At 70.4% G+C, this 24,190-nt stretch carries 26 protein-coding genes and 1 tRNA gene; 18 read left to right on the top strand and 9 right to left on the bottom strand.

Annotated elements, in window-relative coordinates; translation table 11 throughout:
* Positions 1 to 6: 6 nt before the first annotated feature.
* The 10 genes from ACWCPF_RS03095 (at position 7) to ACWCPF_RS03140 (ending at position 6,591) form a co-directional block, all read left to right on the top strand.
* Positions 7 to 258: a hypothetical protein gene (locus tag ACWCPF_RS03095; protein WP_451043197.1), complete on the top strand. Its 252-nt coding sequence runs from the start codon at positions 7 to 9 to the stop codon at positions 256 to 258.
* Between the two features lie 17 nt (positions 259 to 275).
* A complete protein-coding gene (locus ACWCPF_RS03100) occupies positions 276 to 470 on the top strand; it encodes a hypothetical protein (protein WP_451043198.1) in 195 nt (64 codons plus the stop codon).
* Between the two features lie 15 nt (positions 471 to 485).
* On the top strand, positions 486 to 953 hold the full coding sequence (locus ACWCPF_RS03105) for a hypothetical protein (RefSeq protein ID WP_451043199.1): 468 nt from the start codon (positions 486 to 488) through the stop codon (positions 951 to 953).
* Positions 954 to 971: 18 nt separating this feature from the next.
* A complete protein-coding gene (locus ACWCPF_RS03110) occupies positions 972 to 1,265 on the top strand; it encodes a hypothetical protein (RefSeq protein WP_451043200.1) in 294 nt (97 codons plus the stop codon).
* Between the two features lie 17 nt (positions 1,266 to 1,282).
* Positions 1,283 to 1,732: a hypothetical protein gene (locus tag ACWCPF_RS03115; protein WP_451043201.1), complete on the top strand. Its 450-nt coding sequence runs from the start codon at positions 1,283 to 1,285 to the stop codon at positions 1,730 to 1,732.
* A 172-nt stretch (positions 1,733 to 1,904) separates the two neighbouring features.
* Positions 1,905 to 2,783 (top strand): bifunctional DNA primase/polymerase, encoded by an 879-nt coding sequence (locus ACWCPF_RS03120; protein WP_451043202.1) that lies wholly within the window; start codon positions 1,905 to 1,907, stop codon positions 2,781 to 2,783.
* 128 nt (positions 2,784 to 2,911) lie between these two features.
* Positions 2,912 to 3,103 carry a hypothetical protein gene (locus tag ACWCPF_RS03125; protein ID WP_451043203.1) on the top strand — a complete coding sequence of 64 codons (192 nt, stop codon included), beginning with the start codon at positions 2,912 to 2,914 and terminating at the stop codon, positions 3,101 to 3,103.
* 11 nt (positions 3,104 to 3,114) lie between these two features.
* The gene (locus ACWCPF_RS03130; protein WP_451043475.1) at positions 3,115 to 4,659 is read left to right on the top strand and encodes a DUF3987 domain-containing protein; all 1,545 of its coding nucleotides are present in this window, start codon (positions 3,115 to 3,117) and stop codon (positions 4,657 to 4,659) included.
* A gap of 339 nt (positions 4,660 to 4,998) precedes the next feature.
* Positions 4,999 to 5,226, top strand: coding sequence for an excisionase family DNA-binding protein (locus ACWCPF_RS03135; protein WP_451043204.1), 228 nt, complete (start codon positions 4,999 to 5,001; stop codon positions 5,224 to 5,226).
* Positions 5,227 to 5,310: 84 nt separating this feature from the next.
* Complete coding sequence (locus tag ACWCPF_RS03140; protein ID WP_451043205.1) at positions 5,311 to 6,591, top strand: tyrosine-type recombinase/integrase; 1,281 nt, start codon at positions 5,311 to 5,313, stop codon at positions 6,589 to 6,591.
* A gap of 79 nt (positions 6,592 to 6,670) precedes the next feature.
* Here the strand turns inward: ACWCPF_RS03140 and ACWCPF_RS03145 are convergent, their stop codons facing one another.
* Positions 6,671 to 7,846 (bottom strand): pentapeptide repeat-containing protein, encoded by a 1,176-nt coding sequence (locus tag ACWCPF_RS03145; protein ID WP_451043206.1) that lies wholly within the window; start codon positions 7,844 to 7,846, stop codon positions 6,671 to 6,673.
* A 249-nt stretch (positions 7,847 to 8,095) separates the two neighbouring features.
* Positions 8,096 to 8,167: transfer RNA gene (locus tag ACWCPF_RS03150), tRNA-Cys, on the bottom strand.
* Positions 8,168 to 8,404: 237 nt separating this feature from the next.
* Here ACWCPF_RS03150 and ACWCPF_RS03155 point away from each other — a divergent pair.
* The 6 genes from ACWCPF_RS03155 to ACWCPF_RS03180 all read left to right on the top strand — a co-directional run bounded on the left by ACWCPF_RS03155 (position 8,405) and on the right by ACWCPF_RS03180 (position 14,972).
* On the top strand, positions 8,405 to 9,901 hold the full coding sequence (locus tag ACWCPF_RS03155) for an MFS transporter (protein WP_451043207.1): 1,497 nt from the start codon (positions 8,405 to 8,407) through the stop codon (positions 9,899 to 9,901).
* 3 nt (positions 9,902 to 9,904) lie between these two features.
* Positions 9,905 to 10,102 (top strand): hypothetical protein, encoded by a 198-nt coding sequence (locus ACWCPF_RS03160; protein ID WP_371660291.1) that lies wholly within the window; start codon positions 9,905 to 9,907, stop codon positions 10,100 to 10,102.
* A complete protein-coding gene (locus ACWCPF_RS03165; RefSeq protein ID WP_451043208.1) occupies positions 10,102 to 10,470 on the top strand; it encodes a type II toxin-antitoxin system death-on-curing family toxin in 369 nt (122 codons plus the stop codon). The genes ACWCPF_RS03160 and ACWCPF_RS03165 overlap by 1 nt, the downstream gene beginning before the upstream one ends.
* A gap of 132 nt (positions 10,471 to 10,602) precedes the next feature.
* A complete protein-coding gene (locus ACWCPF_RS03170) occupies positions 10,603 to 12,405 on the top strand; it encodes a DEAD/DEAH box helicase (protein WP_451043209.1) in 1,803 nt (600 codons plus the stop codon).
* A gap of 369 nt (positions 12,406 to 12,774) precedes the next feature.
* Complete coding sequence (locus ACWCPF_RS03175) at positions 12,775 to 13,425, top strand: IclR family transcriptional regulator (protein WP_451043210.1); 651 nt, start codon at positions 12,775 to 12,777, stop codon at positions 13,423 to 13,425.
* Positions 13,426 to 14,180: 755 nt separating this feature from the next.
* A complete protein-coding gene (locus ACWCPF_RS03180; protein WP_451043211.1) occupies positions 14,181 to 14,972 on the top strand; it encodes a YlbL family protein in 792 nt (263 codons plus the stop codon).
* 26 nt (positions 14,973 to 14,998) lie between these two features.
* On the opposite strand, the gene ACWCPF_RS03185 is transcribed toward ACWCPF_RS03180, so the two are convergent.
* Genes ACWCPF_RS03185 through ACWCPF_RS03205 form a run of 5 tightly spaced genes read right to left on the bottom strand, consistent with a single transcriptional unit; the run spans position 14,999 to position 19,211 of the window.
* Positions 14,999 to 15,943, bottom strand: coding sequence for a glycine betaine ABC transporter substrate-binding protein (locus ACWCPF_RS03185; protein ID WP_451043476.1), 945 nt, complete (start codon positions 15,941 to 15,943; stop codon positions 14,999 to 15,001).
* An 8-nt stretch (positions 15,944 to 15,951) separates the two neighbouring features.
* Positions 15,952 to 16,815, bottom strand: a complete 864-nt coding sequence (locus ACWCPF_RS03190; RefSeq protein WP_451043212.1) for an ABC transporter permease — start codon at positions 16,813 to 16,815, stop codon at positions 15,952 to 15,954.
* Positions 16,812 to 18,056 carry a betaine/proline/choline family ABC transporter ATP-binding protein gene (locus tag ACWCPF_RS03195; protein WP_451043213.1) on the bottom strand — a complete coding sequence of 415 codons (1,245 nt, stop codon included), beginning with the start codon at positions 18,054 to 18,056 and terminating at the stop codon, positions 16,812 to 16,814. The genes ACWCPF_RS03190 and ACWCPF_RS03195 overlap by 4 nt, the downstream gene beginning before the upstream one ends.
* Positions 18,049 to 18,696: an ABC transporter permease gene (locus ACWCPF_RS03200; protein ID WP_451043214.1), complete on the bottom strand. Its 648-nt coding sequence runs from the start codon at positions 18,694 to 18,696 to the stop codon at positions 18,049 to 18,051. The genes ACWCPF_RS03195 and ACWCPF_RS03200 overlap by 8 nt, the downstream gene beginning before the upstream one ends.
* A gap of 38 nt (positions 18,697 to 18,734) precedes the next feature.
* Complete coding sequence (locus ACWCPF_RS03205; RefSeq protein ID WP_451043215.1) at positions 18,735 to 19,211, bottom strand: Lrp/AsnC family transcriptional regulator; 477 nt, start codon at positions 19,209 to 19,211, stop codon at positions 18,735 to 18,737.
* 125 nt (positions 19,212 to 19,336) lie between these two features.
* Between ACWCPF_RS03205 and hppD the strand changes: the two genes are divergently transcribed.
* Entirely contained in the window at positions 19,337 to 20,482 is a 1,146-nt protein-coding gene (gene hppD, locus ACWCPF_RS03210; RefSeq protein WP_451043216.1) for a 4-hydroxyphenylpyruvate dioxygenase, read from the top strand.
* Between the two features lie 117 nt (positions 20,483 to 20,599).
* Here hppD and ACWCPF_RS03215 read toward each other — a convergent pair whose 3' ends face one another.
* Entirely contained in the window at positions 20,600 to 22,021 is a 1,422-nt protein-coding gene (locus tag ACWCPF_RS03215; RefSeq protein WP_451043217.1) for a tetratricopeptide repeat protein, read from the bottom strand.
* Between the two features lie 98 nt (positions 22,022 to 22,119).
* Between ACWCPF_RS03215 and ACWCPF_RS03220 the strand changes: the two genes are divergently transcribed.
* Positions 22,120 to 23,490: an FAD-binding oxidoreductase gene (locus tag ACWCPF_RS03220; RefSeq protein ID WP_451043218.1), complete on the top strand. Its 1,371-nt coding sequence runs from the start codon at positions 22,120 to 22,122 to the stop codon at positions 23,488 to 23,490.
* A gap of 56 nt (positions 23,491 to 23,546) precedes the next feature.
* Here ACWCPF_RS03220 and ACWCPF_RS03225 read toward each other — a convergent pair whose 3' ends face one another.
* Positions 23,547 to 24,023, bottom strand: coding sequence for an SsgA family sporulation/cell division regulator (locus tag ACWCPF_RS03225; RefSeq protein ID WP_451043219.1), 477 nt, complete (start codon positions 24,021 to 24,023; stop codon positions 23,547 to 23,549).
* Positions 24,024 to 24,190 lie beyond the last annotated feature (167 nt).

The following is a 24,190-nucleotide window of genomic DNA, read 5'->3' on the forward strand; positions in this document are numbered from 1 at the left end:
CACCTGATGAGCCTTCCCCTCCTCGCTGCCGCATGCCTCCTCATCGTCACCCTGGGTTACGGCGTCAAGTGCTGGCTGAGCCCGTTCGGCGACTGCCGCAAGTGCGACGGCATGGGCCACGACCTCAAGACCGACCGCAAAGGACGCCTCAAGCGCGGCAAGGACTGCCGCCGCTGCCAGGCGACCGGCAAGCGCATACGCGTCGGCCGCTGGATCTACAACCGCGCCGCGCGCACCTACCGCGCCGGCACCCGCTGACCCCCTCGGAGACGCCCGTGGTCCTCACCGTCCCGCTCGTGCTGCTGCTCGCCGTCGTCGCTGCCCTGCTGCTGCGCTCCAAGGCCGTCGGTGCCGGCGCGGCCGTCGCCCTCGCCCTCTTCGGCTTCTACCTCGCCGGCACCGACGCGGCCGACACCGTCAACCAACTCGTCACCGCCCTCGCCGACGCCCTCAACGACGTCGGCCGCTAGAACGGAGACCAGGACATGAACGAACCCACCCTGTACGGCCGGACGTCCGGGCACGACACGGCGGCTGTGGAAGTCCACCGCCCCACCCCGCTCGCCCCCGCGCACACCGTCCCGCTCGTTCCCGTGCAGCCCGGCGGCATCCCGACCGTGGCGAGCGTCGTCCTGCCCGACGGCCGCGTCGTCACCGGCTACGCCATGAACCCCGTCCAGCCGGAACCGGTCGCCGCCAAGCCGGCCGTCTCCCGCGCGGCGGTGAACGTCGCCCTCGGAGGCGTCGGCTTCCTCGCCGTGTGCGGCGGGCTGCTGCTGCTGACCGCGTTCATCACCGCGCTCACGGCGCTGGTCACGCAGCTCGTCATCCTCGCGGCCGTCGTGTTCGGCGGGTGGGTCGCCGTGCAGATCTTCGGCGGACGCGGCCACGGCGGCGGGACCACGGTCAACATCCGCAAGGCCGTCATCAAGCGCAACAAGTTCTACGGCTGACAAGGGAGAACAACACCCGTGCTCCGACTCCGCATTCAGGTCTCCGACTGGCCGCGCCGCGCGCTGGTCCTGACCGACACCCCTCGCCCCGACTGCTCGGACTGCCGGGGCGAGGGCGGACACGCCTACGACTACGGCGACCACAACGGCGAGTACGCCGGCACCGAATGGGACCCCTGCCCCTGCTGGGACGAGAACCGCCGCATGACCCTGCTTCCCCTGCCGCGTCGCCGTCCCCGGTGGCTGCGCCGCCGCTCTATCGGGCGCGACCCGTGGGGCACCGACGGCTACAGCGACGAACCGCCCTTCTGACCCCGAGAGGAACGCCTGTGTTCGAGATCAGGATCATCTGCGACCCCGCCGACTCCGACCGCGTCACCGACGTCCTGGAGAAGGCGTTCAAGACCGGACGGGTCACGGTCCACACGGCCCGCGGCGGCAAGCGTCAGCGCCTCTACCTCGACGCCGATCACGCTGACGTGTGGCCCGACGCCGAGCAGGCGTACGCCACCGCCCCCAGCATCCACAGCGAACTGGACTGGATCGCCCGCACCCTCAACGACGCCGAGTGCTACACCGCGTTGAAGCGGGAGTACTACGTGCGCAAGGCCGCCGTCCTCGACCGCATCGCGCTCAGCGAGGGAGCCGACCGCCGCGACGACGACACCGCCCACGTGGCCGCGAAGTTCCTGGTCGAGCTGGACGACGCGCACGCGGACTGCGAGCCGCGCGCCTACGTCCGTCAGCAGTACGCGCTCATGGTCGCCGACGGCCGATAGCTGTGCCCGTGGGCGGCGGCACTCCCGGACAGGACAGCCCGCCGCCCACGGTCTCCGATCCCGACATTGCAGAACAGGAGACCTACAGCATGACCGAACCGCGTGTTTTCAGCGAGGGCCTCATGGTCCCGGCCACTCGAACGGGACGGGCTCTTGTCGTGGGGCTGATCTCATGAGCGCGACGCCCGAACCCCTGCGCGTCGCCCTCGCCCTCGCGGCGGCCGGTGTCCCGGCGCTGCCGTTGCGGCAGGGCAAGGCCCCGTTCGGCAACTGCCGCACCTGCAAGGACAGCGCCTGCGGTGACCGGCCCAACATGAAGGCGGCGGGCCCTTGCTGGTGTCCCGCGCCCTGCCACGGATGGGCCGCCGCCACCACCGACCCGCACACCCTCACCTCGCCCGCATGGGCCCCGGCATGGTGTCACGCCGTGGCCGTCGCGTATCACCCCGGCGGGGCGGGGGTGACCGTCGTGGACCTGGACAACGCGGCGGCTGTCGCCTGGGCCCTCGAGACCCTGCCCGCCACCCGCACCGTGCCCACGACGCGCGGCCAGCACTGGCTCTACCGGGGCGTGATGCGGTCGGCGAACGCCGTTCGGCCCGGGGTCGACGTCAAGTCGCTCATGCAGTACGCCCGTTGGCTCGGTCCCGGCACCGGCCGCATGGTCGACCTGCCGACGGCCGTGCGCGCCCTCGCGGTGAAGGAAGACACCACCCTCTCGCGCAGCGAGGTGGACTCTTCCCTCCCGACCCGCGCCACCTGGGACCGGAACGTGGCCGCCGGGTGCCGCCACACTCAGCGCTACGTCCGCACCGGCCTGGAACGCGGCCTCGCCCTCGTACGGGCCCGCGCCGAATCCGGTGCCGGATCACAGGCGTTTGGCGTCGCCCGGTTCCTCGCCGCTCAGCACGCCCGGTGCCCCGGCCCGTGCGGACTGGCCGTGATCGGGGAAGAGATCGTGGCCGTCGCCGTCTCCGTTGGGGTCCCCGGGGCCTACGCACGCCGCGCCGTGGCCAACGGCCTTGAGGCGGCCTCGGAGCGTGCCGCATGAACAATGTGCCGCATAGTCCCACAAACGGCCCTGAGAGCGCCGTACAGGGCCCGTCACGGCCGACCGTGGGCGAACCGAAGGTCGCCGCCCGCAAGGGCGTCCTTTCTGCCGTTGGTTCTGACCCGCACATGGTCACCGTCACCGGCATCACCCCGGGGCTCCAAGTCCGGTGCGAGGGCGTAACCGTCGCGGACTGGGTCTGCGCGTGCGGGCATCACGAACGCGCCCGGGGTCGTGCCGCCGTCATCCGACTGACCGCCCGCGTCCGCGTCGACGTCTGCCCGCACACCACCACCGCCGAAGGGAGGGCGGCAGCGTGAATGCACAGCCTGTGGACAACGACCTGTGGGTCGGACTGCCCGCCCTGGAAGAGCCGACCGGCGAGGACGACGCGGCACCCGACGTGTGGGAGGATCCCATGCCTCTCACCGGCCGGCGCGAGCTTGCGCCGTTCCCCGCGCACGTCTTCCCCGCATGGATGGGGGAGTTCGTGGCGGCCGTCGCGGAAGAGACGCAGACCCCGGTGGATCTCGCCGGATCGATCGCCCTCGCCGTGCTCGCCACGGCGGCCGGCGGCCGGTCCGTGGTCCACGTACGCGGCAACTGGCGCGAGCCCACCAACCTCTACACCGTGGTGGCGCTCCCGCCTGGTAACCGCAAGTCCGCCGTGTTCGCCCTGCTCACCAATCCTCTCTACGACGCGGAGAAACAGCTCAAGGCCGCGATGCAGCCCGCCATCGTCGAGGCGGAGGTGACCGCCCGACTCGCTAAGGAGGCGGCCGACAAAGCCGCCGCCCGTGCCGCGTCAGCCGACGACGACAAGCGGCAAGAGATGGTGGCCACCGCCGTCGGTCTCGCGCAGACCGCCGGCACGCTCACCGTCCCGGCTGAACCCGTGCTGCTGGCCGACGACTCCACACCCGAGACGGTTACCTCTCTCATGGCCGAGCAGGGCGGTCGGCTGTCGGTGATGAGCGCGGAGGGCGGCATCTTCGACATCATCGCGGGCCGCTACTCCGGGGCCCCGAACATGGACGCGTTCCTCAAGGGGCATGCCGGGGACCGACTGAGGGTCAACCGGCAGTCCCGCCGCGAGTACATCGACGCCCCCGCCTTGACCATCGGGCTCGCCGTGCAGCCCGAAGTGCTGCAAGACATCGGCAAGGTGAAGGGGTTCGACGGACGCGGATTCCTGGCACGCTTCCTGTTCTCCCTGCCCAAGTCCATGGTCGGCGAACGGAAGGTCGTCACCGACCCCATCCCCGAGCAGACGGCCGCCACCTACGCCGCGCGGGTCATCGACCTCACCCTGTCCCTCGCGGAATGGACCGACCCGGCCGTCATCCAGCTCACTCCGGGGGCGGACGCGGCCCTGATCGCCTATCAGGAAAAGGTCGAACCGCAGCTAAAGAAGCGCGGCGGCAAGCTGGGCCACATCACCAACTGGGCCGCGAAACTCGCCGGGGCCACCGCCCGCATGGCCGCGCTGCTGCACCTCGCCGAACACGGCGGCAACGGCTACACCCACCCGATCACCGAAGACACCATGCGCGCGGCCATCGAGCTGGGGGAGTACTACACCGCCCACGCCCTCGCCGTGTTCGACGCCATGGGGGCGGACCCGGTCATCGGCCGGGCCCGTAGCGTGCTGGACGCGGTCAGGGACAACCGGTGGGAGGACGTCAGCCGGCGGGACGTCTTCACCGCCCTGTCTCGCAGCGAGGTACCGACCGTCGCCGATCTCGAACCCGCCCTCGCGCTGCTGGAAGATCACGGATACCTGCGGTCCTACCAACCCGAGCGCACCGGCAAGCGCGGCAGGCCCCCCGCGCCCCGCCTACTCGCCCACCCCTCCCTGCGGGACGGCGGCCGGTGACCACTGGCCGCGCCCTCAACCCCTCCCGCACAAACCGCAAAATCCGCAGAAAAGCCAGGGCCCCCCGCTGACCTGCGGCGGGACCCTCGCGCCACACCGGCGAGGGAGCCGCCGCACAATCCCGCGATATTCCGCAAAAAACCGAGCACCACCCCCGAGCTGGGACCGGCGACCGGCCGCCCCTGATTTTTGCGGAATATCGCGGGTTTCTGCGGAGCACCGCCCGCCACCACCCGCACACCGCATCACCACAGGTCAGAGACCATCCCCGGTTTTTCTGCGGATATTGCGGTTTGTGCGACGGCACTTGCCCATGAACTCAGCCCCACGGAGTGAGCATTGGACGAACACCCCACCCTTCTCGCCCCCGCCGACGACGACGCGACCCTCGTACTCCTCAAGGTTGAAGAGGCCGCCCGCCGACTCCGCATCGGCCGGACGACATGCTTCGCGCTCATCCGTACCGGAGAGCTGGAGTCCGTCATGGTCGGCGGTCTTCGCAGGGTCCCGGTCGACGCGCCGGCAGCGTATGTGACCCGTCTCCGCACCGCCCACCGCGCCGCTTGACGACGCCCGGGGCGGCGGCACTCCCGGACAGGACAGCCCGCCGCCCCGGTCCCCATCCCGACACCGAGAAACAGGAGTCTGCCTGTGGCAGAGGAACAGAAGCGCAGTCGACAGCCCAACGGCCGTAGCTCCATCTACCTGGGCAAGGACGGCAAGTGGCACGGCCGCGTCACGGTCGGCATCCGCGACGACGGCACACCGGATCGCCGTCACGTCGAACGCAAGAGCCGCGCCGAAGTGACGGCAGCTGTACGCGAGTTGGAGAAGCAGCGCGACGCCAAGACGGTGCGGAAGCCGGGCAAGGCGTGGACGGTCAGGACATGGCTGACGCACTGGGTCGAGAACGTTGCGCCCCTCGCCGTCAACGACAACACCATGGTCGGGTACCGCGTCGCCGTGCGGAAGCACCTGATCCCCGGCTTGGGGGCTCACCGTCTCGACCGGCTCAAGCCCGAGCACATCGAGGTGTTCTACGCGAACATGCAGGCCAACGGCAGCAAGCCGGGGACCGCGCACCAGGTGCATCGCACCTTCCGAACCGCCCTCAATGAAGCCGTACGGCGAGGGCACCTCGGCAAGAACCCCGTTCAGTTGGCCAAGGCCCCGAAGACGGGGGAGTACGAGGTGGAGCCCTACAGCGTCCAAGAGGTGCAGCGGTTGCTCAAGGCCGCTGGCCGGCATCGCAACTCCGCCCGGTGGGCCGTCGCCCTCGCCCTCGGACTGCGCCAGGGCGAGGTGTTGGGGCTGAAGTGGGAGGACGTGGACCTTGAGGGTGGGTTCCTCGTTGTCCGCCGTAGTCGTCACCGGCCGCAGTACGCCCACGGGTGCGCGGAGCCCTGCGGACGAAAGGCGGCCGGGTACTGCTCGGAGCGGCGGCGAACCAACCCGGAGTTGTCCACCACCAAGTCCCGCGCCGGGCGTCGTGCGGTCGGTCTCCCCGAACAGCTTGTTGACCTACTCGGTGCGCACCTCAAGGCGCAGGAAGCGGAGCGGGAACGGGCTGGGAAGCGATGGGAGGGCAACAGCCTCGTCTTCCCGGACGAACACGGCCGTAGTCCGTCCCACCGTCGGGACTGGACCGAGTGGAAGGATCTCTTGGCTGAGGCGAAGGTGCGGGACGGTCGGCTGCACGACGCGCGCCACACGGCCGCCACGGTCCTACTCATCCTCGGTGTCCCCGAGCGGGCAGTCATGGGCCTCATGGGGTGGTCGACCACGGCCATGGCTGCCCGCTATCAGCACATGGTGGATGCCGTGCGGACGGACATTGCGAAGCAGGTGGACGGCCTGATCTGGAAGCCCGAGGCGGATCGGCCGCACGATGACGACGAAGGTGAGGCTGGCGTGCCCGTACCGACCAACTGAGATTTTGGATCAGAGCGGGCATCGCCTTTTGGGTGGTGCCTGCTACATCCCTCGATCCGTGAGCGTTATTTCTCGGATTTCATGAGTCCGTGGAGTGGCTGTGTTTTCTGTCATCCCATTCGTCTTCCACTCGACGTACTCGTGCCTCGATCTCAGGGTTCCCGTGCAGTGCTTTCGGCAGCGTTGTCGATTTAAAAATGTGAGCCCCGAGTAGCGAGTTGAGCGGTGGATTTGCTCTAGGGGACAAGTGAACTCCGAACAAGCATGCATCGCCGAAGTCGACTCTCTCCAAATTGCTCCCTCTGAAGTTTGTGTGATGAAGGATCGCGCTTTCGAAGAAAGCACGGTCTAGGTCCATATGGCCAAATCGGCATCTTGTGAATTCCGTGCTTACGGCAGACAGTTCGTGTGCTTCACCTCCGAGGAATGAGGTTTCGGTGACCTCCGAGTAGTCCAGCTCTGCTCGTTTTAGCGTGCATTTGCTGAATCGGCATCGCACAATCTTTGCCTGGGTGATATTAGAGAACGAGAGATCGCATTCCTGAAAGACGACATCGGTCAAATCTGCCATATATAGATTGAGCCTGCGGAGATCTGCGTTCCTGATGGTGCATCCTGTCAGGGTGGTTCGGCGTAGATCAATGTCGAACGGCTCTTCCCTCTCGGGGCGTCTCGCCAGAACGTCAAGCGCGGCTTGCACGGGGTCGCTTGAGAGTATCCTTTCGGAATCTATCTTGGCGTGTTGCCTTATGAAAGCGGCTAGCACCTCAACTACGGTGTCGTGATCCTTTGTGGAGTCTCGCATAATTCTTTCAAGAGAGTAGATGCCTCCAAGTTGCTCTGTCTGATTATCTGAAGCGATGAGGCGGATTGCTGAGACGTATCTTTCCGTGACCTGCCCTTCACGACTAATCTCCGCCTGTTGGGTGGAATTTCTTTCTGAATGACGTAGTGACTCTCTCGTCAATTCGGCTTGTTCCGTGAAGTTTTCTTGGGATTTGAGGAATGACTCGCGACTCTGTTTGTGGTTCAGGTGGGTGTAGGCGAGGCTTCCCGCTGCAAGGATTCCCGCGCCGAATGCGACTATCGTCGTTCGAAATCCTGTAACGACCGCCCCCTCCCCAGGTGTCAGGCCGCGTCCAAATTGGGACCCGTCTGCCCACCAAGGCCCTTTCCAGAGCAGAAGGATGAACGTGCCGAGCAGGAGGGCCGCAGATATCGCGCTGATCGATATGGTGACAATGCGTCTCTTCACCTTGAAATCTCAGCACGGCCGGGAGCCCTGTGTGGCAAGTTCCGCAAGTCTGACCCCGATGGGGTGGACGGGAGGGTGGTTGGTTGGGGCCACTCCGTGGTGGGGTTGGCAGCTCCGCATGCTGGCGACTGTGCGCTGCCGCGTGCGTGGCCGGCGGGGCTCAATCGAGACGGGAACTGAGACGGAGAGCTTCAATGGGCGGCACCCGGAGAGGTGCCGCCCATTCGTTTTGCCTGGTCAGGCATACAGAGGCCGTGGCGGGAATCGAACCCGCGTAACTCGCTTTGCAGGCGAGTCCCTGAACCACTCGGGCACACGGCCAGGTCGGGGGTGGGGGGTTGAGGCCCCGTTCCGGACTTGGTAGGTCGACCGTACGGGGCGGTTCGGACGTGGCTCAAGGGGCGCGGGCGCGCTGCAATGGGACTGCCATACGGCGTTCATGAAGCGGTGGAGCGGTGGAGCGGTGGAGCGGTGCCGTAGGCCTACGACCAAGGTCTTGGGTGCAGTCCCGTCTTCGGACAGGCGTCAACGGCGGTGGTGAACCTTACGCTGGCGGCCATGGCTGCCCTCGAACCCCGCGACGCCGGTGTCGCAGACGACCCCGTTTCCTCCGCCGTGGAACGTCACCCCGAGAGCGTTCTTGGGCGGGCCTATCGGGCGCTCAGTGTCGGGATCGTCTCCGTCGTGCTGCTCATCGCCTTCGAGGCCACCGCCGTCGGGACCGCGATGCCCGTCGCCGCGCGGGAGCTCGACGGGGTGTCGTTGTACGCGTTCGCGTTCTCCGGGTACTTCACGACCAGTCTGTTCGGGATGGTGTTCGCCGGGCAGTGGTCGGATCGGCACGGGCCGCTCGGGGCGTTGGGCGGGGGGATCGTCGCCTTCGGGGCCGGGCTGCTGCTGTCCGGGAGCGCCGGGGTCATGTGGGTGTTCATTCTCGGGCGGGCCGTGCAGGGGCTCGGGGGCGGGCTGGTGATCGTCGCGTTGTACGTCGTCGTCGGGCGCGCCTATCCGGAGCGGCTGCGGCCCGCGATCATGGCCGCGTTCGCCGCCTGCTGGGTGGTGCCGTCCGTCGTCGGGCCGCTGGTCGCCGGGACGGTGACCGAGCGGCTCGGATGGCGGTGGGTGTTCCTCGGGATACCCGTCCTCGTCGTCGCTCCGCTGGCGCTCGCGCTGCCGCAGATACGGCGGCGGGCGGGCGGGCCGGTGGCGGGGGCGGCCCGGGCGGGCTTCGACCGGCGGCGGATTCGGCTCGCCCTCGGGATCTCGCTGGGGGCCGGGCTGCTGCAGTACGCCGCCCAGGATCTGGAGCCCGTCTCGGTGGTTCCGGCCGCCGCCGGTGTCGCGCTGCTCGCGCCTGCCGCCCTCGGGCTGCTGCCGCGTGGCACCTGGCGGGCTGCCCGGGGGCTGCCGTCCGTCGTGCTGTTGCGCGGGGTGGCCGCCGGGTCCTTCATCGCCGCGGATTCCTTCGTGCCGTTGATGCTGGTGACGCAGCGGGGGCTGAGCCCGACCCTGGCCGGGCTCTCGCTCGCCGCCGGTGGGGGGACCTGGGCGCTGGGGTCGTGGGTGCAGTCGCGGCCGCGGGTGGAGCCGTACCGGGAGCGGCTCATGGCGCTCGGGATGGTGCTGACCGCGACGGCCATCGCCGCCGCGCCCAGTGTGCTGATCCACTCCGTGCCGGCCTGGATCGTGGCCGTCGCCTGGGGTGTCGGCTGCTTCGGGATGGGGCTCGTCATCTCCTCCACCAGCGTGCTGTTGCTGCAGCTCTCCGCTCCCGAGAAGGCGGGGGCCAATTCCGCCGCGCTGCAGATCTCGGACGGGCTGTGCAATGTGCTGCTGCTGGCCGTCGGGGGAGCCGCCTTCGCGGCCCTCGGCGGGGGCGCCGTCTCGCACACGGTCACGGACGCGGCCGCGACGGCCGGCGGGTCCGCGCATCCGGCCGCGTTCGTCGCCGTCTTCCTGCCGATGGCGGGCGTGGCGTTGTTCGGGGCGTGGGTGACTACGCGGTTGCGGGGCGGAATCGCGGTGACACCATCTGGTACCACGCAGTACCGTTGAGGCATGGCTGGACTGAATCTGCGGTTTTCGGACGATGAGCTCGACGCGCTGCGCGAACGTGCGGCAGCGGAGGGGCGCAGCATGCAGGCGTTCGCGCACGACGCCGTGATCGCGGCCATAAACGAGCATTCGAGACTGTTCAACGAGGCCGCTGACCACGTACTGAAGGCGAGCGCCGAGCTGAACCGCAGGCTCGCTTGATGCACTACCTCACGTTGCCCGAACTGCTGAACCTCGCGAAGCGGCTCGGGGCTGACGACGTGCGCGACTTCGGGCTCTTGGACTCGGCCCTCGCGCGCCCTCAGTCGAGCGTGTTCGGGCAGGACGCCTATCCGGACGTCTGGCAGAAGGCCGCGGCGCTGATGGAGTCCCTCGCCCGCAATCACGCCCTCATCGATGGGAACAAGCGCATCGCCTGGTACACGACCTGGGTCTTCCTGCACATGAACGGACATCCGCTGGACGCGGAGTTCGACGTGGACGAGGCCGAGGCGTTCGTCCTCGATGTCTGCCAAGGAGCCCTCGACGTGCCGAAGATCGCCGCCCGGTTGCCGCGCTTCGCGCGCTGACCCCTGCGGATGCTGTGAGCTGAGTCCCATCCCCGGGCACCCCGCCTCGTACGCACATTGACAGGACCGGGCCGCCGGTAGGGTGGCCCGGTTGTCATACGTAGCCGAGCCGCTCGACCACCCACGGAGACCGTGACTACCACCGCCGCTAACACCTCGTCGCACTCCCACCACCTTTCCCCCGCCTTCCCCGGCCGGGCCCCCTGGGGTACCGCCAGCAAGCTGCGTGCCTGGCAGCAGGGGGCGATGGAGAGGTATCTCCAGGAGCAGCCCCGCGACTTCCTCGCCGTCGCCACCCCCGGCGCCGGCAAGACGACGTTCGCGCTGACCCTCGCCTCCTGGCTGCTGCACCACCATGTCGTGCAGCAGGTGACCGTGGTCGCGCCGACCGAGCATCTGAAGAAGCAGTGGGCGGAGGCCGCGGCCCGGATAGGGATCCGGCTCGATCCCGAGTACAGCGCCGGGCCGCTCAGCAAGGACTACCACGGCGTCGCCGTGACGTACGCGGGCGTCGGCGTCCGCCCGATGCTGCACCGCAACCGCAGCGAGCAGCGCAAGACGCTGGTCATCCTCGACGAGATCCACCACGCCGGTGACAGCAAGTCCTGGGGCGAGGCCTGTCTGGAGGCGTTCGAGCCCGCCACCCGGCGGCTGGCGCTGACCGGCACGCCGTTCCGGTCCGACACCAACCCCATCCCCTTCGTGACGTACGAGGAGGGCAACGACGGGATCCGGCGGTCCTCCGCCGACTACACCTACGGCTACGGGTCCGCGCTCGCCGACAACGTCGTGCGGCCGGTCATCTTCCTCTCCTACAGCGGCCAGATGCGCTGGCGGACGAAGGCCGGCGACGAGATCGCGGCCCGGCTCGGCGAGCCGATGACCAAGGACGCGATCAGCCAGGCCTGGCGGACGGCCCTCGACCCGCGCGGCGAGTGGATGCCGAGCGTGCTGCGCGCCGCCGATCAGCGGCTCACCGAGGTCAGGAAGGGCATCCCGGACGCCGGCGCGCTCGTCATCGCCTCCGACCAGGACTCCGCCCGCGCCTACGCCAAGCTGATCCGCGAGATCACCGGGTCGAAGGCGACCGTCGTCCTGTCCGACGACACCGGCGCGTCCAACCGCATCGACGAGTTCAGCGCCGGCACCGACCGGTGGATGGTCGCGGTGCGGATGGTGTCCGAGGGCGTCGACGTGCCCCGGCTGGCCGTCGGCGTGTACGCCACCACCATCTCCACCCCCCTCTTCTTCGCCCAGGCCGTCGGCCGATTCGTGCGGTCCCGGCGGCGCGGCGAGACCGCCTCCGTCTTCCTGCCGACCGTGCCCGATCTGCTCACCTTCGCCAACGAGATGGAGGTCGAGCGCGACCACGCCCTCGACAAGCCGAAGAAGGAGGGCGAGGAGGACCCGTACGCCGAGTCCGAGCAGGAGATGGACGAGGCGAACAAGGAGCAGGACGAGGACACCGGCGAGCAGGAGCAGTTCGCCTTCGAGGCGCTGGAGTCCGACGCCGTCTTCGACCGGGTGATGTACAACGGCGCCGAGTTCGGCATGCAGGCCCACCCGGGAAGCGAGGAGGAGCAGGACTACCTCGGCATCCCGGGGCTCCTCGAACCCGACCAGGTCCAGCTGCTGCTGCAGAAGCGGCAGGCCAAGCAGATCGCGCACAGCAAGAAGCGGCCGGACGCCGAGGCCGATCTGCTGGAGCTGCCCGCCGAGCGGCGGCCGGTCGTCTCGCACAAGGAGCTGATGGAGCTGCGCAAGCAGCTCAACACGATGGTCGGCGCGTACGTCCACCAGAGCGGCAAGCCGCACGGCGTGATCCACACCGAGCTGCGGCGCGTGTGCGGCGGCCCGCCGAGCGCGGAGGCGACGGGGGGCCAGTTGCGGCAGCGCATCGCCAAGGTGCAGGAGTGGGCGACCCGGATGAAGTGAGGCCCCCGCCTCGCCCTCGCCTCGCCCCCGCCCCGCCCTCGCCTCGCCCCGTACCGGTACCTGTGACGGAGGGGGCGCATGGGGTGCCGTCACGCTCCGTACGTATCGGGATAAATACAAGTAGTCCATACCGGCCAATGACCGGATTCTGGACGGAGCCTTCCGCTCAGCGAACCTGCTTCGCTACTGTCCCGCTACGCACACGCCCCGTGGCAGCGCCGCCGCGGAGCGCAGCCGTGAAGCGACTGGGCCCGGACACGCCGGGCCCATCTGTCGATCGGCGGCCTCTGAAGCGCGTCACTGACGGGACTCGGTGACGCATCCGCCGCGACGGAGGTTGCCGACCTCACCACTTAAGGAGTGGGAGTCGTGACCGCGGAGACCTCCCAGACGCTCGATCGAGGACTGAAGGTCCTCAAGTTGCTGGCCGACACCGACCACGGGCTGACCGTCACCGAACTTTCCAACAAACTGGGTGTGAACCGGACCGTCGTGTACCGGTTGCTCGCCACCCTGGAGCAGCACGCACTCGTACGGCGTGACCTGGGCGGGCGAGCCAGGGTCGGTCTCGGAGTGCTCAGGCTCGGCCGGCAGGTGCATCCGCTGGTGCGGGAGGCCGCCCTGCCCGCGCTGCGCTCGCTGGCCGAGGACATAGGCGCGACCGCGCATCTCACCCTGGTGGACGGGACGGAGGCGCTCGCCGTCGCCGTCGTCGAGCCGACCTGGACGGACTACCACGTCGCCTATCGGGCCGGGTTCCGGCATCCGCTGGACCGTGGCGCGGCCGGCCGGGCGATTCTCTCCGCGCGGCAGAAGCCGGCGCCGCCGCAGAACGAGCCCGGCTACACGCTGACCCAGGGCGAGCTGGAGGCCGGCGCGAGCGGCGCGGCCGCCCCGCTGCTGGGCGTGACCGGCGTCGAGGGCAGCGTGGGCGTGGTCATGCTCGCCGACGCGGTCCCGGAGCGCGTGGGCCCCCGGGTCGTGGACGCGGCACGGGAGGTGGCAGAGGCCCTGCGCTGAACGGAGCCGCAGGCCGCGGCCCGCGGCGGGCGACAGCGACCGTCGGCCACGCGCCGCGGCCTGCGGTCGGGTGACGGCGGCCGTCGGCCACGCGCCGCGGCCTGCGGTCGGGTGACGGCGGCCGTCGGTCACGCACTGCGGCCCGGGGCCGGGCGCCGACGGCCGGCCACGCACTGCGGCCCGGCCGTCGGCCACGCGCCGCCGCCTACGGCCGGGTGACGGCGGCCTCCGGCCACGCACCGCCGCCCGCGGCCGGGCGCTGACGGCCGTCGGCCACGCGCCGCGGCCCGCGGCGGGCGACAGCGACCGTCGGCCACGCGCCGCGGCCTGCGGCCTGCGGCCGGGCGACGACAACCGCCGGCCACGCAGCGCGGCCTGCGGCGGGCCGACAGCGACCGTCGGCCACGCACTGCGGCCCGCGGTCGGGCGACGGCGACCGTCGGCCACGCACCGCCGCCGGCGGTCGGGCGACGGCGACCGTCGGCCACGCACCGCCGCCCGCGGTCGGGCGACGGCGACCGTCGGCCACGCACCGCCGCCCGCGGTCGGGTGACGGCGGCCGTTGGCCATGCGCCGCGGCCTGCGGTCGGGTGACGGCGGCCGTCGGCCACGCAGCGCGGACCGCGGCGGGCGACGGCGCACGTCCGCCATGCACTGCCGTCCGTGGCCGGGCGACGGCGGCCGCCGGCCGTCGGGCCCGCACGCGGCCTGCCGCCGCCGCGGGGCCGTACGCGGGGGCGCGTTAGATTGGGGCCGTGCTTTCACGCCTTTCACGCCCCCAGGCCCTCGTCGTCTGCGCGCTGCCCGTCGTGGCGCTGCTCGCCACGGCCGCGTTCGCGCCGCTGCCGTTCGCGGTGGCGCAGCCGGGCATGACGGCGAACGTCCTCGGCGAGAACCAGGGCGCCCAGGTGATCACGATCTCCGGCGCGCCCACCCGGGACACCAGCGGGCAGCTGCGGATGACGACGATCGAGGCGACCAACCCCGACACGGACGTCAGCCTCGGCGATGTCATCGACGGCTGGTTCCGGACCGACCAGGCGATCATGCCGCGCGACTCCGTCTACCCCAGCGGGGAGAGCACGAAGGAGATCGAGCAGCACAACACCGAGCAGATGGAGCAGTCCCAGGACGCCGCGACCGAGGCCGCGCTGAAGTATCTGAACCTCTCCGACGACGACATCAAGGTCACGCTGAAGCTGTCCGACGTCGGCGGCCCGAGCGCCGGGCTGCTGTTCTCGCTGGGCATCGTCGACAAGCTCGACGGCGACGGCAGCGGCGGCGACCTCACGGGCGGCCGGTCCATCGCCGGCACGGGGACGATCGAGGCCGACGGCACGGTGGGCGCGGTCGGCGGCGTCGCCCTGAAGACGCAGGCCGCCCGGCGGGACGGTGCGACCGTCTTCCTGGTGCCGAAGGACGAGTGCGGCGACGCCAAGTCCGAGCTGCCCAAGGGTCTGCGGCTGATCCCGGTCACCACGCTCAAGGGCGCGGTGAGCTCGCTGGTCGCGCTGGAGAAGGGGACCGGCTCGGTCCCCGCCTGCTGACCGGGCCGACAGCGGGCCCGCTTCACCTACTTCACGAACCCCTCCTTCTTCATCCAGTCCAGCGCCACCTGGTGCGGGTCCTCCCCGTCGACGTCCACCTTGGCGTTCAGCTCCTGCGCCACCTTGTTGGTCAGCTTCTTCGTGACGGGGTTGAGGACCTCCGCGATCGCCGGCCACTTCTTGAAGGTCTTCGAGTTGATGGCGGGCGCCGCGTTGTAGTTGGGGAAGAACTTCTTGTCGTCCGCCATCACCACCAGGTTCATGGACCTGATGCGCCCGTCGGTGGTGAACACCTCCCCGTAGGTGCAGCTCCCCTTCTGCACCTGGGTGTAGATGATCCCGGTGTCCATCTGCGTGATCTTGGACTGCGGCACGTTCATCCCGTACGCCTTCTGCATCCCGGGCAGTCCGTCCGCCCGGTTGGCGAACTCGCTCTCCACGCACAGCGTCACCGCGCCGGGGTCCGACTTGGAGAGAGCGGCCACCTCCGACAGCGTCTTCGTGCCGTACTTCTTGTAGGCGGCCTGGTTCATCGCCAGCGCGTAGGTGTTGTTCAGCCGGGACGGGGGCAGCCAGGTCACCCCGTTCTTCAGGTCGGCGTCGTGCACGGCCTGCCACTGCGCCTGGGGGTCGGCGATGGGCTCGCTGTTGCCCTGGTAGGTGATCCAGGCGGTGCCGGTGTACTCGTACATGCCGTCGGCGTCGCCCTTGCGGACCGCCTCGCGCGAGCCGATGGAGCCCTGGATGCCGGTGCGGTCCAGGACGTCCGCGCCGGCCGCCTCGAAGGCGATGCCCATGATCGCGCCGAGGATGAGGTTCTCGGTGAAGGACTTGGACGTCACGGTCAGATGGGCGCCCTTGAGCGGCTCGCCGCGGCCGATCGAGCCGGGCGAGACGTCGTCGACCATGGGCGAGCCGCTGGTCAGCCCGCAGCCGGCGAGCAGCGCCAGGGCGAGTGCCGCTCCGGCCATCGGGCGCTTCACCGGCCCACCTCCAGCCCTCGTGGCCGCAGCAGCACTTCGGCCAGTGAGGCGAGCCAGTCGACCAGCAGGGCCAGGGCGACGGTGAGGATCGAGCCCAGCACCAGCACCGGCATGCGCTGGTTGGTGATGCCGGTCGTGATCAGCACGCCCAGTCCGCCGCCCCCGCCGAAGGTCGCCAGGGTCGCCGTGCCGACGTTCAGGACGAGGGCGGTGCGCACGCCGGCCAGGATCAGCGGGACGGCCAGCGGCATCTCGATCCTGCTGAGCACGCCTGTCGGGGACATGCCGATCCCGCGCGCCGCCTCCAGCAGCGTCGGGTCGTTGGCCTTCAGCCCCGCGACGGTGTTGGAGAGCACGGGCAGGATGGCGTAGGCGATGATGCCGATCAGGGCGGCCTTCATGCCGGTGCCCAGCCAGATCACCAGCAGGGCGAGCAGCCCGATCGCCGGGGTGGCCTGACCCATGTTGGCCACGGTCATGACGATCGGGGTGGCCTTGCGGAACGCCCGGCGGGTCAGCAGGACGCCCAGCGGGATGGCGATGATCAGCACGAAGAACGTGGAGATCGCCGTCAGCTCCACGTGCTGCCACAGCGCCTTCGACACCTGCCCGTCGGACAGCGCGTTCCTGGAGATCGCGTCCAGGTCCGCCTGCACGAACCACAGCCAGGTCGCGAGCATCAGGGCGACGATGAAGGCGGGCACGAGGGTCAGCTGCTGCCAGGTGAGGCGTCGCAGGGGCGACGGCGGGGGAGGCGGGGGCGGCGGGACCGCGGTCTCCTCCTGCTCCGGCCGGAGCACGCCGTCCGGTCCGAGCACGCCGTCCGGCCCGGGAGTCTCGTCCAGCTCCGGCGTGCTCATGCCTTCGCCTCTCCGGCCGGGCCCTCCTGTTCCGCGTGCGTCTGCGCGGCCCGGGCCTCCTCCAGCTCGTGCTGCGCCTCCAACGCCTCCAGCCGGTCGGCCTCCAGCAGTTCGTGGACGGAGTTCATCAGCGTCTCCATGTCGACGACCCCGGTGTACTCGCCCCGCCGCCCGGTGACCACGACCCGCCCGGTGTTGTCCGTCAGCACCGCCTCCAGCGCGTCGCGCAGGGTGGCGTCCCGGGTCACCGTGTCGCTGACCAGGGTTCCCGCCCGCGCCAGCGAGCCCCTGGCGCGCATCAGATCGCCGCGGCGCAGCCACTTGTAGGGCCGGCGCCGCTTGTCGAGGAGCAGGATCTCGTTGGTGCCGCTGGAGCGGAGCCGGTTGAAGATGGTCTGCAGCGGGTCGTCGACGGTCACCGTCGGGTAGTCGGTGATCTCCACGTCCCGCACCCGGCTGAGGTTGAGCCGCTTCAGCGCGGCCCCCGCCCCCACGAACCCGGAGACGAAGTCGTCCGCCGGGTTGGTGAGGATCGCCTCCGGGGTGTCGAACTGGGCGATGTGCGAGCGTTCGCGCAGCACCGCGATGCGGTCGCCCAGCTTGATCGCCTCGTCGAAGTCATGGGTGACGAACACGATCGTCTTGTGCAGCTCGCGCTGGAGCCGGATCAGCTCGTCCTGGAGATGGTCGCGGGTGATCGGGTCGACGGCCCCGAACGGCTCGTCCATCAGCAGCACCGGCGGGTCCGCCGCCAGGGCCCGGGCCACGCCGACCCGTTGCTGCTGCCCGCCGGACAGCTGGCGCGGATAGCGGCCGTGGAACTCGCCGGGGTCGAGCCCGACCAGGTCGAGCATCTCCTCCACGCGGTCCCGGATCCGGGTCTTCGACCAGCCGATCATCCTCGGCACGAGGGCGATGTTCTGGGCGACCGTCATGTGCGGGAAGAGCCCGGAGGACTGGATCGCGTAGCCGACCTTGCGGCGCAGCTTCACCGGGTCGATGTCGGTGACGTCCTCGCCGCCGATCCGGATCCGCCCGCCGGTCGGCTCGATCAGCCGGTTGATCATCTTCAGGGTGGTCGACTTCCCGCACCCGGAAGGCCCGACGAAGATGACCGTCTCCCCGGCCTTGATCTCCATGTTGACGCTGTCGACGGACGGGTGGGGGTTGCCGGGATACCGCTTGCTGAGGTTCTCCAGCTCGATCGACGCGCCATGGGATTCGGACCGGGCGTCAGACACGGATCCCCCTGGGAATCGTCAGCCGTCCGAGAAGGACGTACGCGGCGTCGAACAGCAGGGCCAGGACGATGATCCCGAGCGTGCCCGCGAGGACCTGGTTGAGCGCGTTCTTGCTGCCCAGCGAGGCGAGACCGCGGAAGATCTCGTTGCCGAGGCCGGGCCCGGAGGCGTACGCGGCGATGGCGGCGATGCCCATCAGCATCTGGGTGGAGACCCGGATCCCGGTCAGGATCGGCGGCCAGGCCAGCGGCAGCTCGACCCGGGCCAGCCGCGTCAGCCGGGACATCCCGATGCCCGTCGCCGCGTCCACCAGGGCGGGGTCGACGCCGCGCAGCCCCACGATGGAGTTCCGCACGATCGGCAGCAGCCCGTACAGGGTCAGCGCGATCACCGTCGGCGGCACGCCCAGGCCCACCATCGGGATCAGCAGACCGATCATGGCGAGCGAGGGGACGGTCAGGATGGTGGAGGTGGCGGTGGTGGCGAGGCCGCCGCCCCAGTTGCTGCGGTAGGAGACGACCCCGATCAGCACGCCCAGCAGGGTCGCCACGACCATGCACTGGAAGACGACGCTGGCGTGTTGCCAGGCATCGGTGAGCAGCTGCTGGTGACGGTTGTCCAGGTACTCCCAGAAGCTCACACGCTCTCACCGCCCGACATCGACCAGTTCGACTGGGTCTACTCCCGTGCGTCCTCGGCGGCCTGTTCCACCAGCGGGATGATCCGCAGCGGAACGGGGTTCTCCATCACGATCGCGGTGGAGGCCCGGACAATCCCATCAAAGCCGACAACCCGGTCGATGACCCGCTGGAGATCTGCGTTGGACCGGGCCACCAGTCGGCACAGCATGTCCCCGCCGCCGGTGGTGGTGAGCAGCTCCAGCACCTCCGGCACCGATCCCAAGTGCGCCCGTACGTCGGGCCCTTGCCCCTGCCGGATCTGGAGGGTGGCGAACGCGGTGACCGGATAGCCGAGGGCCGCCGGATCGACCTGCGGTCCGAATCCCCGGATGACTCCGTTCGACTGAAGCCGGTCGAGCCGCGCCTGCACGGTCCCCCGGGCCACTCCCAGCCGCCGGGACATCTCCAGCACCCCCAGGCGCGGCTCCCGTGCCAGCAGCACGATGATCCGGCCGTCCAGCTGATCGATCGCCATATGCGTCGCCTCCGAGATGGTCATCCTGTACAGAAAGCCCGCCGCAACCGGTGCGTCACTGAGCATATTGTCCAGCCGATACGGGAACTGTTGCGCACCTTGCGAGCCGGAGCGAGGCTTTCGCTATGACGCAGACCACACACCGCACCCCCGACACCGCCCGGCAGGCCGACCCCTTCCCGGTGAAGGGAATGGACGCGGTCGTCTTCGCCGTGGGCAACGCCAAGCAGGCGGCGCACTACTACTCCACCGCCTTCGGCATGCGGCTGGTCGCCTACTCCGGACCGGAGACCGGCAGCCGCGAGACCGCCTCGTACGTGCTCACCAACGGCTCGGCCCGGTTCGTCCTCACCTCGGTCGTCAAGCCCGCCACCGCCTGGGGCCACTTCCTCGCGGAGCATGTGGCCGAGCACGGCGACGGCGTCGTCGACCTCGCCATCGAGGTCCCGGACGCGCGCGCCGCGTACGCCTACGCCGTCGAGCACGGCGCCCGCTCGATCGCCGAGCCCTACGAACTGAAGGACGAGCACGGCACGGTCGTCCTCGCCGCGATCGCCACCTACGGCGAGACCCGGCACACCCTCGTCGACCGCTCCGGCTACGACGGCCCGTACCTGCCGGGGTTCGCGGCCGCCGACCCGATCGTCGAGCCGCCCGCCCACCGCACCTTCCAGGCGATCGACCACTGCGTCGGCAACGTCGGACTCGGCCGGATGAACGAATGGGTCGGCTTCTACAACAAGGTCATGGGCTTCACGAACATGAAGGAGTTCGTCGGCGACGACATCGCCACCGAGTACAGCGCGCTGATGTCGAAGGTCGTCGCGGACGGCACCCTCAAGGTCAAGTTCCCGATCAACGAGCCCGCGATCGCCAAGAAGAAGTCCCAGATCGACGAGTACCTGGAGTTCTACGGCGGGGCCGGCGTCCAGCACATCGCGCTCAACACGGGCGACATCGTGCAGACGGTACGGACGATGCGGGCGGCCGGCGTGCGCTTCCTCGACACCCCGGACTCCTACTACGACACCCTCGGCGAGTGGGTGGGCGACACCCGCGTCCCCGTGGAGACCCTGCGCGAGCTGAAGATCCTCGCCGACCGCGACGAGGACGGCTATCTGCTGCAGATCTTCACCAAGCCGGTCCAGGACCGCCCGACCGTCTTCTTCGAGATCATCGAACGGCACGGCTCGATGGGCTTCGGCAAGGGCAACTTCAAGGCCCTGTTCGAAGCGATCGAACGCGAACAGGAGAAGCGCGGCAACCTCTGAGGGGCAGCGCCCTGAAGGGGCGCGGGGCGCTGACATCTGCGGCTCCGCCGCGTGGGCGCGACCAGCCACGACGGCGCCGCAGCCTGACCCGCTCAGCGGCCCCTCGGGCGGGAGGCGTCACTCCGGCAGGGGCCGTTCGGGGACCTCGCCCAGCTGCGCCAGCGCCTCCCGGGCCACCGGGCCGAGCAGCGGTGAGAAGTACGGGTTGATCTGCAACGCCTCCCGCAGATGCCGCCGGGCCGGCCCGTCCCGGCCCAGCTTCCGCTCGATCATCGCCAGGTGGTAGAGGTACGGCGCGCTGTGCACCGCGCCGCCGTGCACCCGGTCGGTGGCGATCAGGGCGAACCCCAGGGCCGCCTTGTCGTCGCCGGCCCGGTGCAGCGCCCAGCCCAGCGCGTCCGCGACCGCGATCCCGGGCTGGCGTCGCCACTCGGCCCGCAGCCGCCGCACCGCCGAGACCGGGTCCCCGTGGTCCGCCTCGAACCGGCCGAGCAGCAGCTCCCCGTCGACCCCGCCCGCCGCCTCCTGCCGCACGCGTGTCCGCAGCAGGTCGTACTGCACCTGCGCCGCCTGGGTGAGCCCCAGCGACTCGTACAGCTCGCCCAGCTCCAGCGCGTAAGTCGGCAGTGGCTGCCTCGCGAGCGCCGCCCGGTACGCGCTCAGCGCCTCCGAGGTCCGCCCCAGCGCCGCCAGCGCCCGCCCCTGTCCGGCCTGCGCGGCCCGCTGGTCGGGGTCGAGCCGGACCGCCTCCTGGAAGTGCCGCAGCGCGTCCTCCCGCTCGCCGCGCTCCCAGGCGAGCTGCCCGGCCCGCTCCAGCCAGGCCGCCTGCTCGGCGGGGGTGGAGGCGCCGGCCGCCGCGTCCGCCAGCGCCGCCTGGGCGTCCTCGCGCCGGCCCTGCTCCCAGTAGACGCCCGCGGCCCGCGCCCGCACGGCCGGCCCGGAGCGCAGCGCCAGCAGCCGGTCGAGCGACCGGCGGGCGTTCTTGTAGTCGCCGAGCCCGGTGTACGCGTCGATGAGCTGCGGATACGTCGTCCAGCGCTTCGGCGCCAGCTTGCGCGCGGCCTCGCCCCAGCTCAGCGCGGCCCGGAAGTCGCGGCGCGCGTTGGCCAGCGCGGCCAGCCCGTCGAGGGCGTCGGCGTTGCGCTTGGGGCGCACCTTCAGCGAGGTCCGCAGCGCCTGTTCCGCCTTGGGGTACTGGACGGCCACGTCGGCGGTGCGGCGGCCCTGTTCGACATAGGCCGCGGCCAGCACCGCCCAGGACCACGCGTCCCGCGGCTGCTCCCGCACCCGGCTCTCGCGCTCGTCGATCAGCACCGCCAGGTCGGACAGCGCGGCCGGCACCCCGGCCCGGACCGCCGTGGCCGCCTGCGCCCCCGCGGCCGGAGCGGGCGCCCGCTGCCCCGAACCCCCGCCGGGCAGCCACATCAGCACCCCGCCGCCCAGCACCAGACACCCCACGAGGGAGCCGACGACCAGCCGCCGCCGCGGCCGGAACGCCTTCCCGGTGCGCTGTTCGTTCTCCATGGCGTCGTTCTCCATGGCGCTCACTGTGCGCCAGTACGACGACCGTATGACGGCAGCCGAAGCATCCGGCGGACGGGGTTCACACCGATGGCCCCGGGTGCGAACCTGTGATCATGAGCCGTAGCCTCGTAGAACGTCTGCTCACCGGCCTGCCCGCAGAGGCCGTCCTCACCGACCCGGACGTCACGCTCTCCTACGCCAACGACATGGCCGGTTTCTGCCCGGCCGGCGCCCCGGCCGTGGTCGTCCTGCCGCGCACGGCCGAAGAGGTCCAGCACGTCATGCGCACAGCGACCGCACTGCGCGTCCCGGTCGTTCCGCAGGGCGCCCGCACGGGCCTGTCCGGCGGCGCCAACGCCTCCGAGGGCTGCATCGTCCTCTCCCTCGTCAAGATGGACCGCATCCTGGAGATCAACCCGGTCGACCGCATCGCCGTCGTCGAGCCGGGCGTCGTCAACGCGGCCCTCTCCCGGGCGGTCGGCGAACTCGGCCTGTACTACCCGCCGGACCCCTCCAGCTGGGAGACGTGCACGATCGGCGGCAACATCGGCACCGCCTCGGGCGGCCTGTGCTGCGTGAAGTACGGGGTGACGGCCGAGTACGTCCTCGGCCTGGACGTCGTCCTCGCCGACGGCCGGCTGATGACCACCGGCCGCCGCACCGCCAAGGGCGTCGCCGGGTACGACCTCACCCGGCTGTTCGTGGGCTCCGAGGGCTCGCTGGGCGTCGTCGTCCGGGCGATCCTGGCGCTGCGGCCGCAGCCGCCGCGGCAGTTGGTGCTGGCGGCCGAGTTCGCCTCCGCAGCCGCCGCGTGCGACGCCGTGTGCCGGATCATGGCGGGCGGGCACGTCCCGTCCCTCCTCGAACTCATGGACCGTACGACCGTGAGAGCCGTCAACGACCTCTCCCGCATGGGACTTCCGGAGTCCACCGAGGCCTTGCTGCTGGCGGCCTTCGACACCCCCGACCCGGCCGCCGACCTCGCCGCCGTCGGCGCGCTGTGCGAGGCGGCCGGCGCCACCCAGGTCGTGCCCGCCGACGACTTCGCCGAGTCCGAACTGCTGCTCCAGGCACGGCGGTCGGCGCTGGTCGCCCTGGACGCCGTCAAGGGCACGACGATGATCGACGACGTGTGCGTGCCCCGGTCGAGACTCGGCGAGCTGATCGAGGGCGTCGAACGCATCGCGCACAAGCACGAGTTGACCATCGGGGTCGTCGCCCACGCGGGCGACGGCAACACCCACCCGACGGTCTGCTTCGACGCGCAGGACCCCGACGAGTGCCGGCGCGCCCGCGAGTCCTTCGACGAGATCATGGGCCTCGGCCTCGAACTCGGCGGCACCATCACCGGCGAGCACGGCGTGGGCGTGCTGAAGAAGGAGTGGCTGGCGCGCGAGATCGGCCCCGTCGGGGTGGAGATGCAGCGGGCCGTGAAGGCGGCCTTCGACCCGCTGGGCATCCTCAACCCGGGCAAACTGTTCTGATCGCCCACCCTCGATCGCCCACCCTCGATCCCTCTCCCTCGATCGCGCTCCCTCGTTCACTCTCCGTCCCGCGAGCCGTCCCCCGGCCACGGGTCGGAGAGCCACAGGTCCTCCGCGGGCGTCGCGGCGAGCAGCTCCGCCAGACCGTCGTCGATGCCGAGCTGATCGGCCTCGGTGCCCGGCGGCACCACTCGCAGCGTCCGCTCCAGCCAGGCCGAGACCTGCGCCGCGGGCGCCTGGAGCAGGGCGTCGCCGTCGGGCGAGCTCAGCGCCATCAGCACCACGCTGCGCCCGTCCGCCTTCGTCGGCCACACCCGCACGTCCCCGTGCCCGCACGGCCGGAACACGCCCTCCACCAGCAGTTCACGGGCGAACGTCCAGTTGACGGGCTGTTCGGAGTTGATGTGGAAGGCGACGAGCACGGCGAAGGGGTCGTCGCTGCGGAAGCTGAGCCGGGCCGGGACCGGGATGCTGCGCTCCGGCGACAGGATGAGCCTGAGCTCCAGTTCGCGTTCCACCACCGTGTGATGCATGTCGGTTCTCCTCTCGAGACGGGCCTCGCACGGGCCCGCGGGTGGGCCCGTACGAGTGGAGAGCGAGTGGAGCCGGAACCATTACGCGGGTTCGGAGAACTTTTTTTCCGCGCGTTCTCCTCCCCGGGCGCCGACGGAGGACAGGGTCCGGTTCCGAACGTGTGAAG

This window comes from Streptomyces sp. NPDC001858, assembly GCF_053594615.1.

Bases quoted from the DNA above. Each gene is read 5' to 3' on its own strand.
- ACWCPF_RS03225 (WP_451043219.1), bottom strand. From the start codon at position 24,023: ATGCATCACACGGTGGTGGAACGCGAACTGGAGCTCAGGCTCATCCTG.
- ACWCPF_RS03125 (WP_451043203.1), top strand. From the start codon at position 2,912: ATGGTCACCGTCACCGGCATCACCCCGGGGCTCCAAGTCCGGTGCGAG.
- ACWCPF_RS03165 (WP_451043208.1), top strand. From the start codon at position 10,102: ATGCACTACCTCACGTTGCCCGAACTGCTGAACCTCGCGAAGCGGCTC.
- ACWCPF_RS03185 (WP_451043476.1), bottom strand. From the start codon at position 15,943: ATGGCCGGAGCGGCACTCGCCCTGGCGCTGCTCGCCGGCTGCGGGCTG.
- ACWCPF_RS03190 (WP_451043212.1), bottom strand. From the start codon at position 16,815: ATGAGCACGCCGGAGCTGGACGAGACTCCCGGGCCGGACGGCGTGCTC.
- ACWCPF_RS03220 (WP_451043218.1), top strand. From the start codon at position 22,120: ATGAGCCGTAGCCTCGTAGAACGTCTGCTCACCGGCCTGCCCGCAGAG.
- ACWCPF_RS03205 (WP_451043215.1), bottom strand. From the start codon at position 19,211: ATGGCGATCGATCAGCTGGACGGCCGGATCATCGTGCTGCTGGCACGG.
- ACWCPF_RS03120 (WP_451043202.1), top strand. From the start codon at position 1,905: ATGAGCGCGACGCCCGAACCCCTGCGCGTCGCCCTCGCCCTCGCGGCG.
- ACWCPF_RS03105 (WP_451043199.1), top strand. From the start codon at position 486: ATGAACGAACCCACCCTGTACGGCCGGACGTCCGGGCACGACACGGCG.
- ACWCPF_RS03160 (WP_371660291.1), top strand. From the start codon at position 9,905: ATGGCTGGACTGAATCTGCGGTTTTCGGACGATGAGCTCGACGCGCTG.
- ACWCPF_RS03215 (WP_451043217.1), bottom strand. From the start codon at position 22,021: ATGGAGAACGACGCCATGGAGAACGAACAGCGCACCGGGAAGGCGTTC.
- hppD (WP_451043216.1), top strand. From the start codon at position 19,337: ATGACGCAGACCACACACCGCACCCCCGACACCGCCCGGCAGGCCGAC.
- ACWCPF_RS03155 (WP_451043207.1), top strand. From the start codon at position 8,405: ATGGCTGCCCTCGAACCCCGCGACGCCGGTGTCGCAGACGACCCCGTT.
- ACWCPF_RS03095 (WP_451043197.1), top strand. From the start codon at position 7: ATGAGCCTTCCCCTCCTCGCTGCCGCATGCCTCCTCATCGTCACCCTG.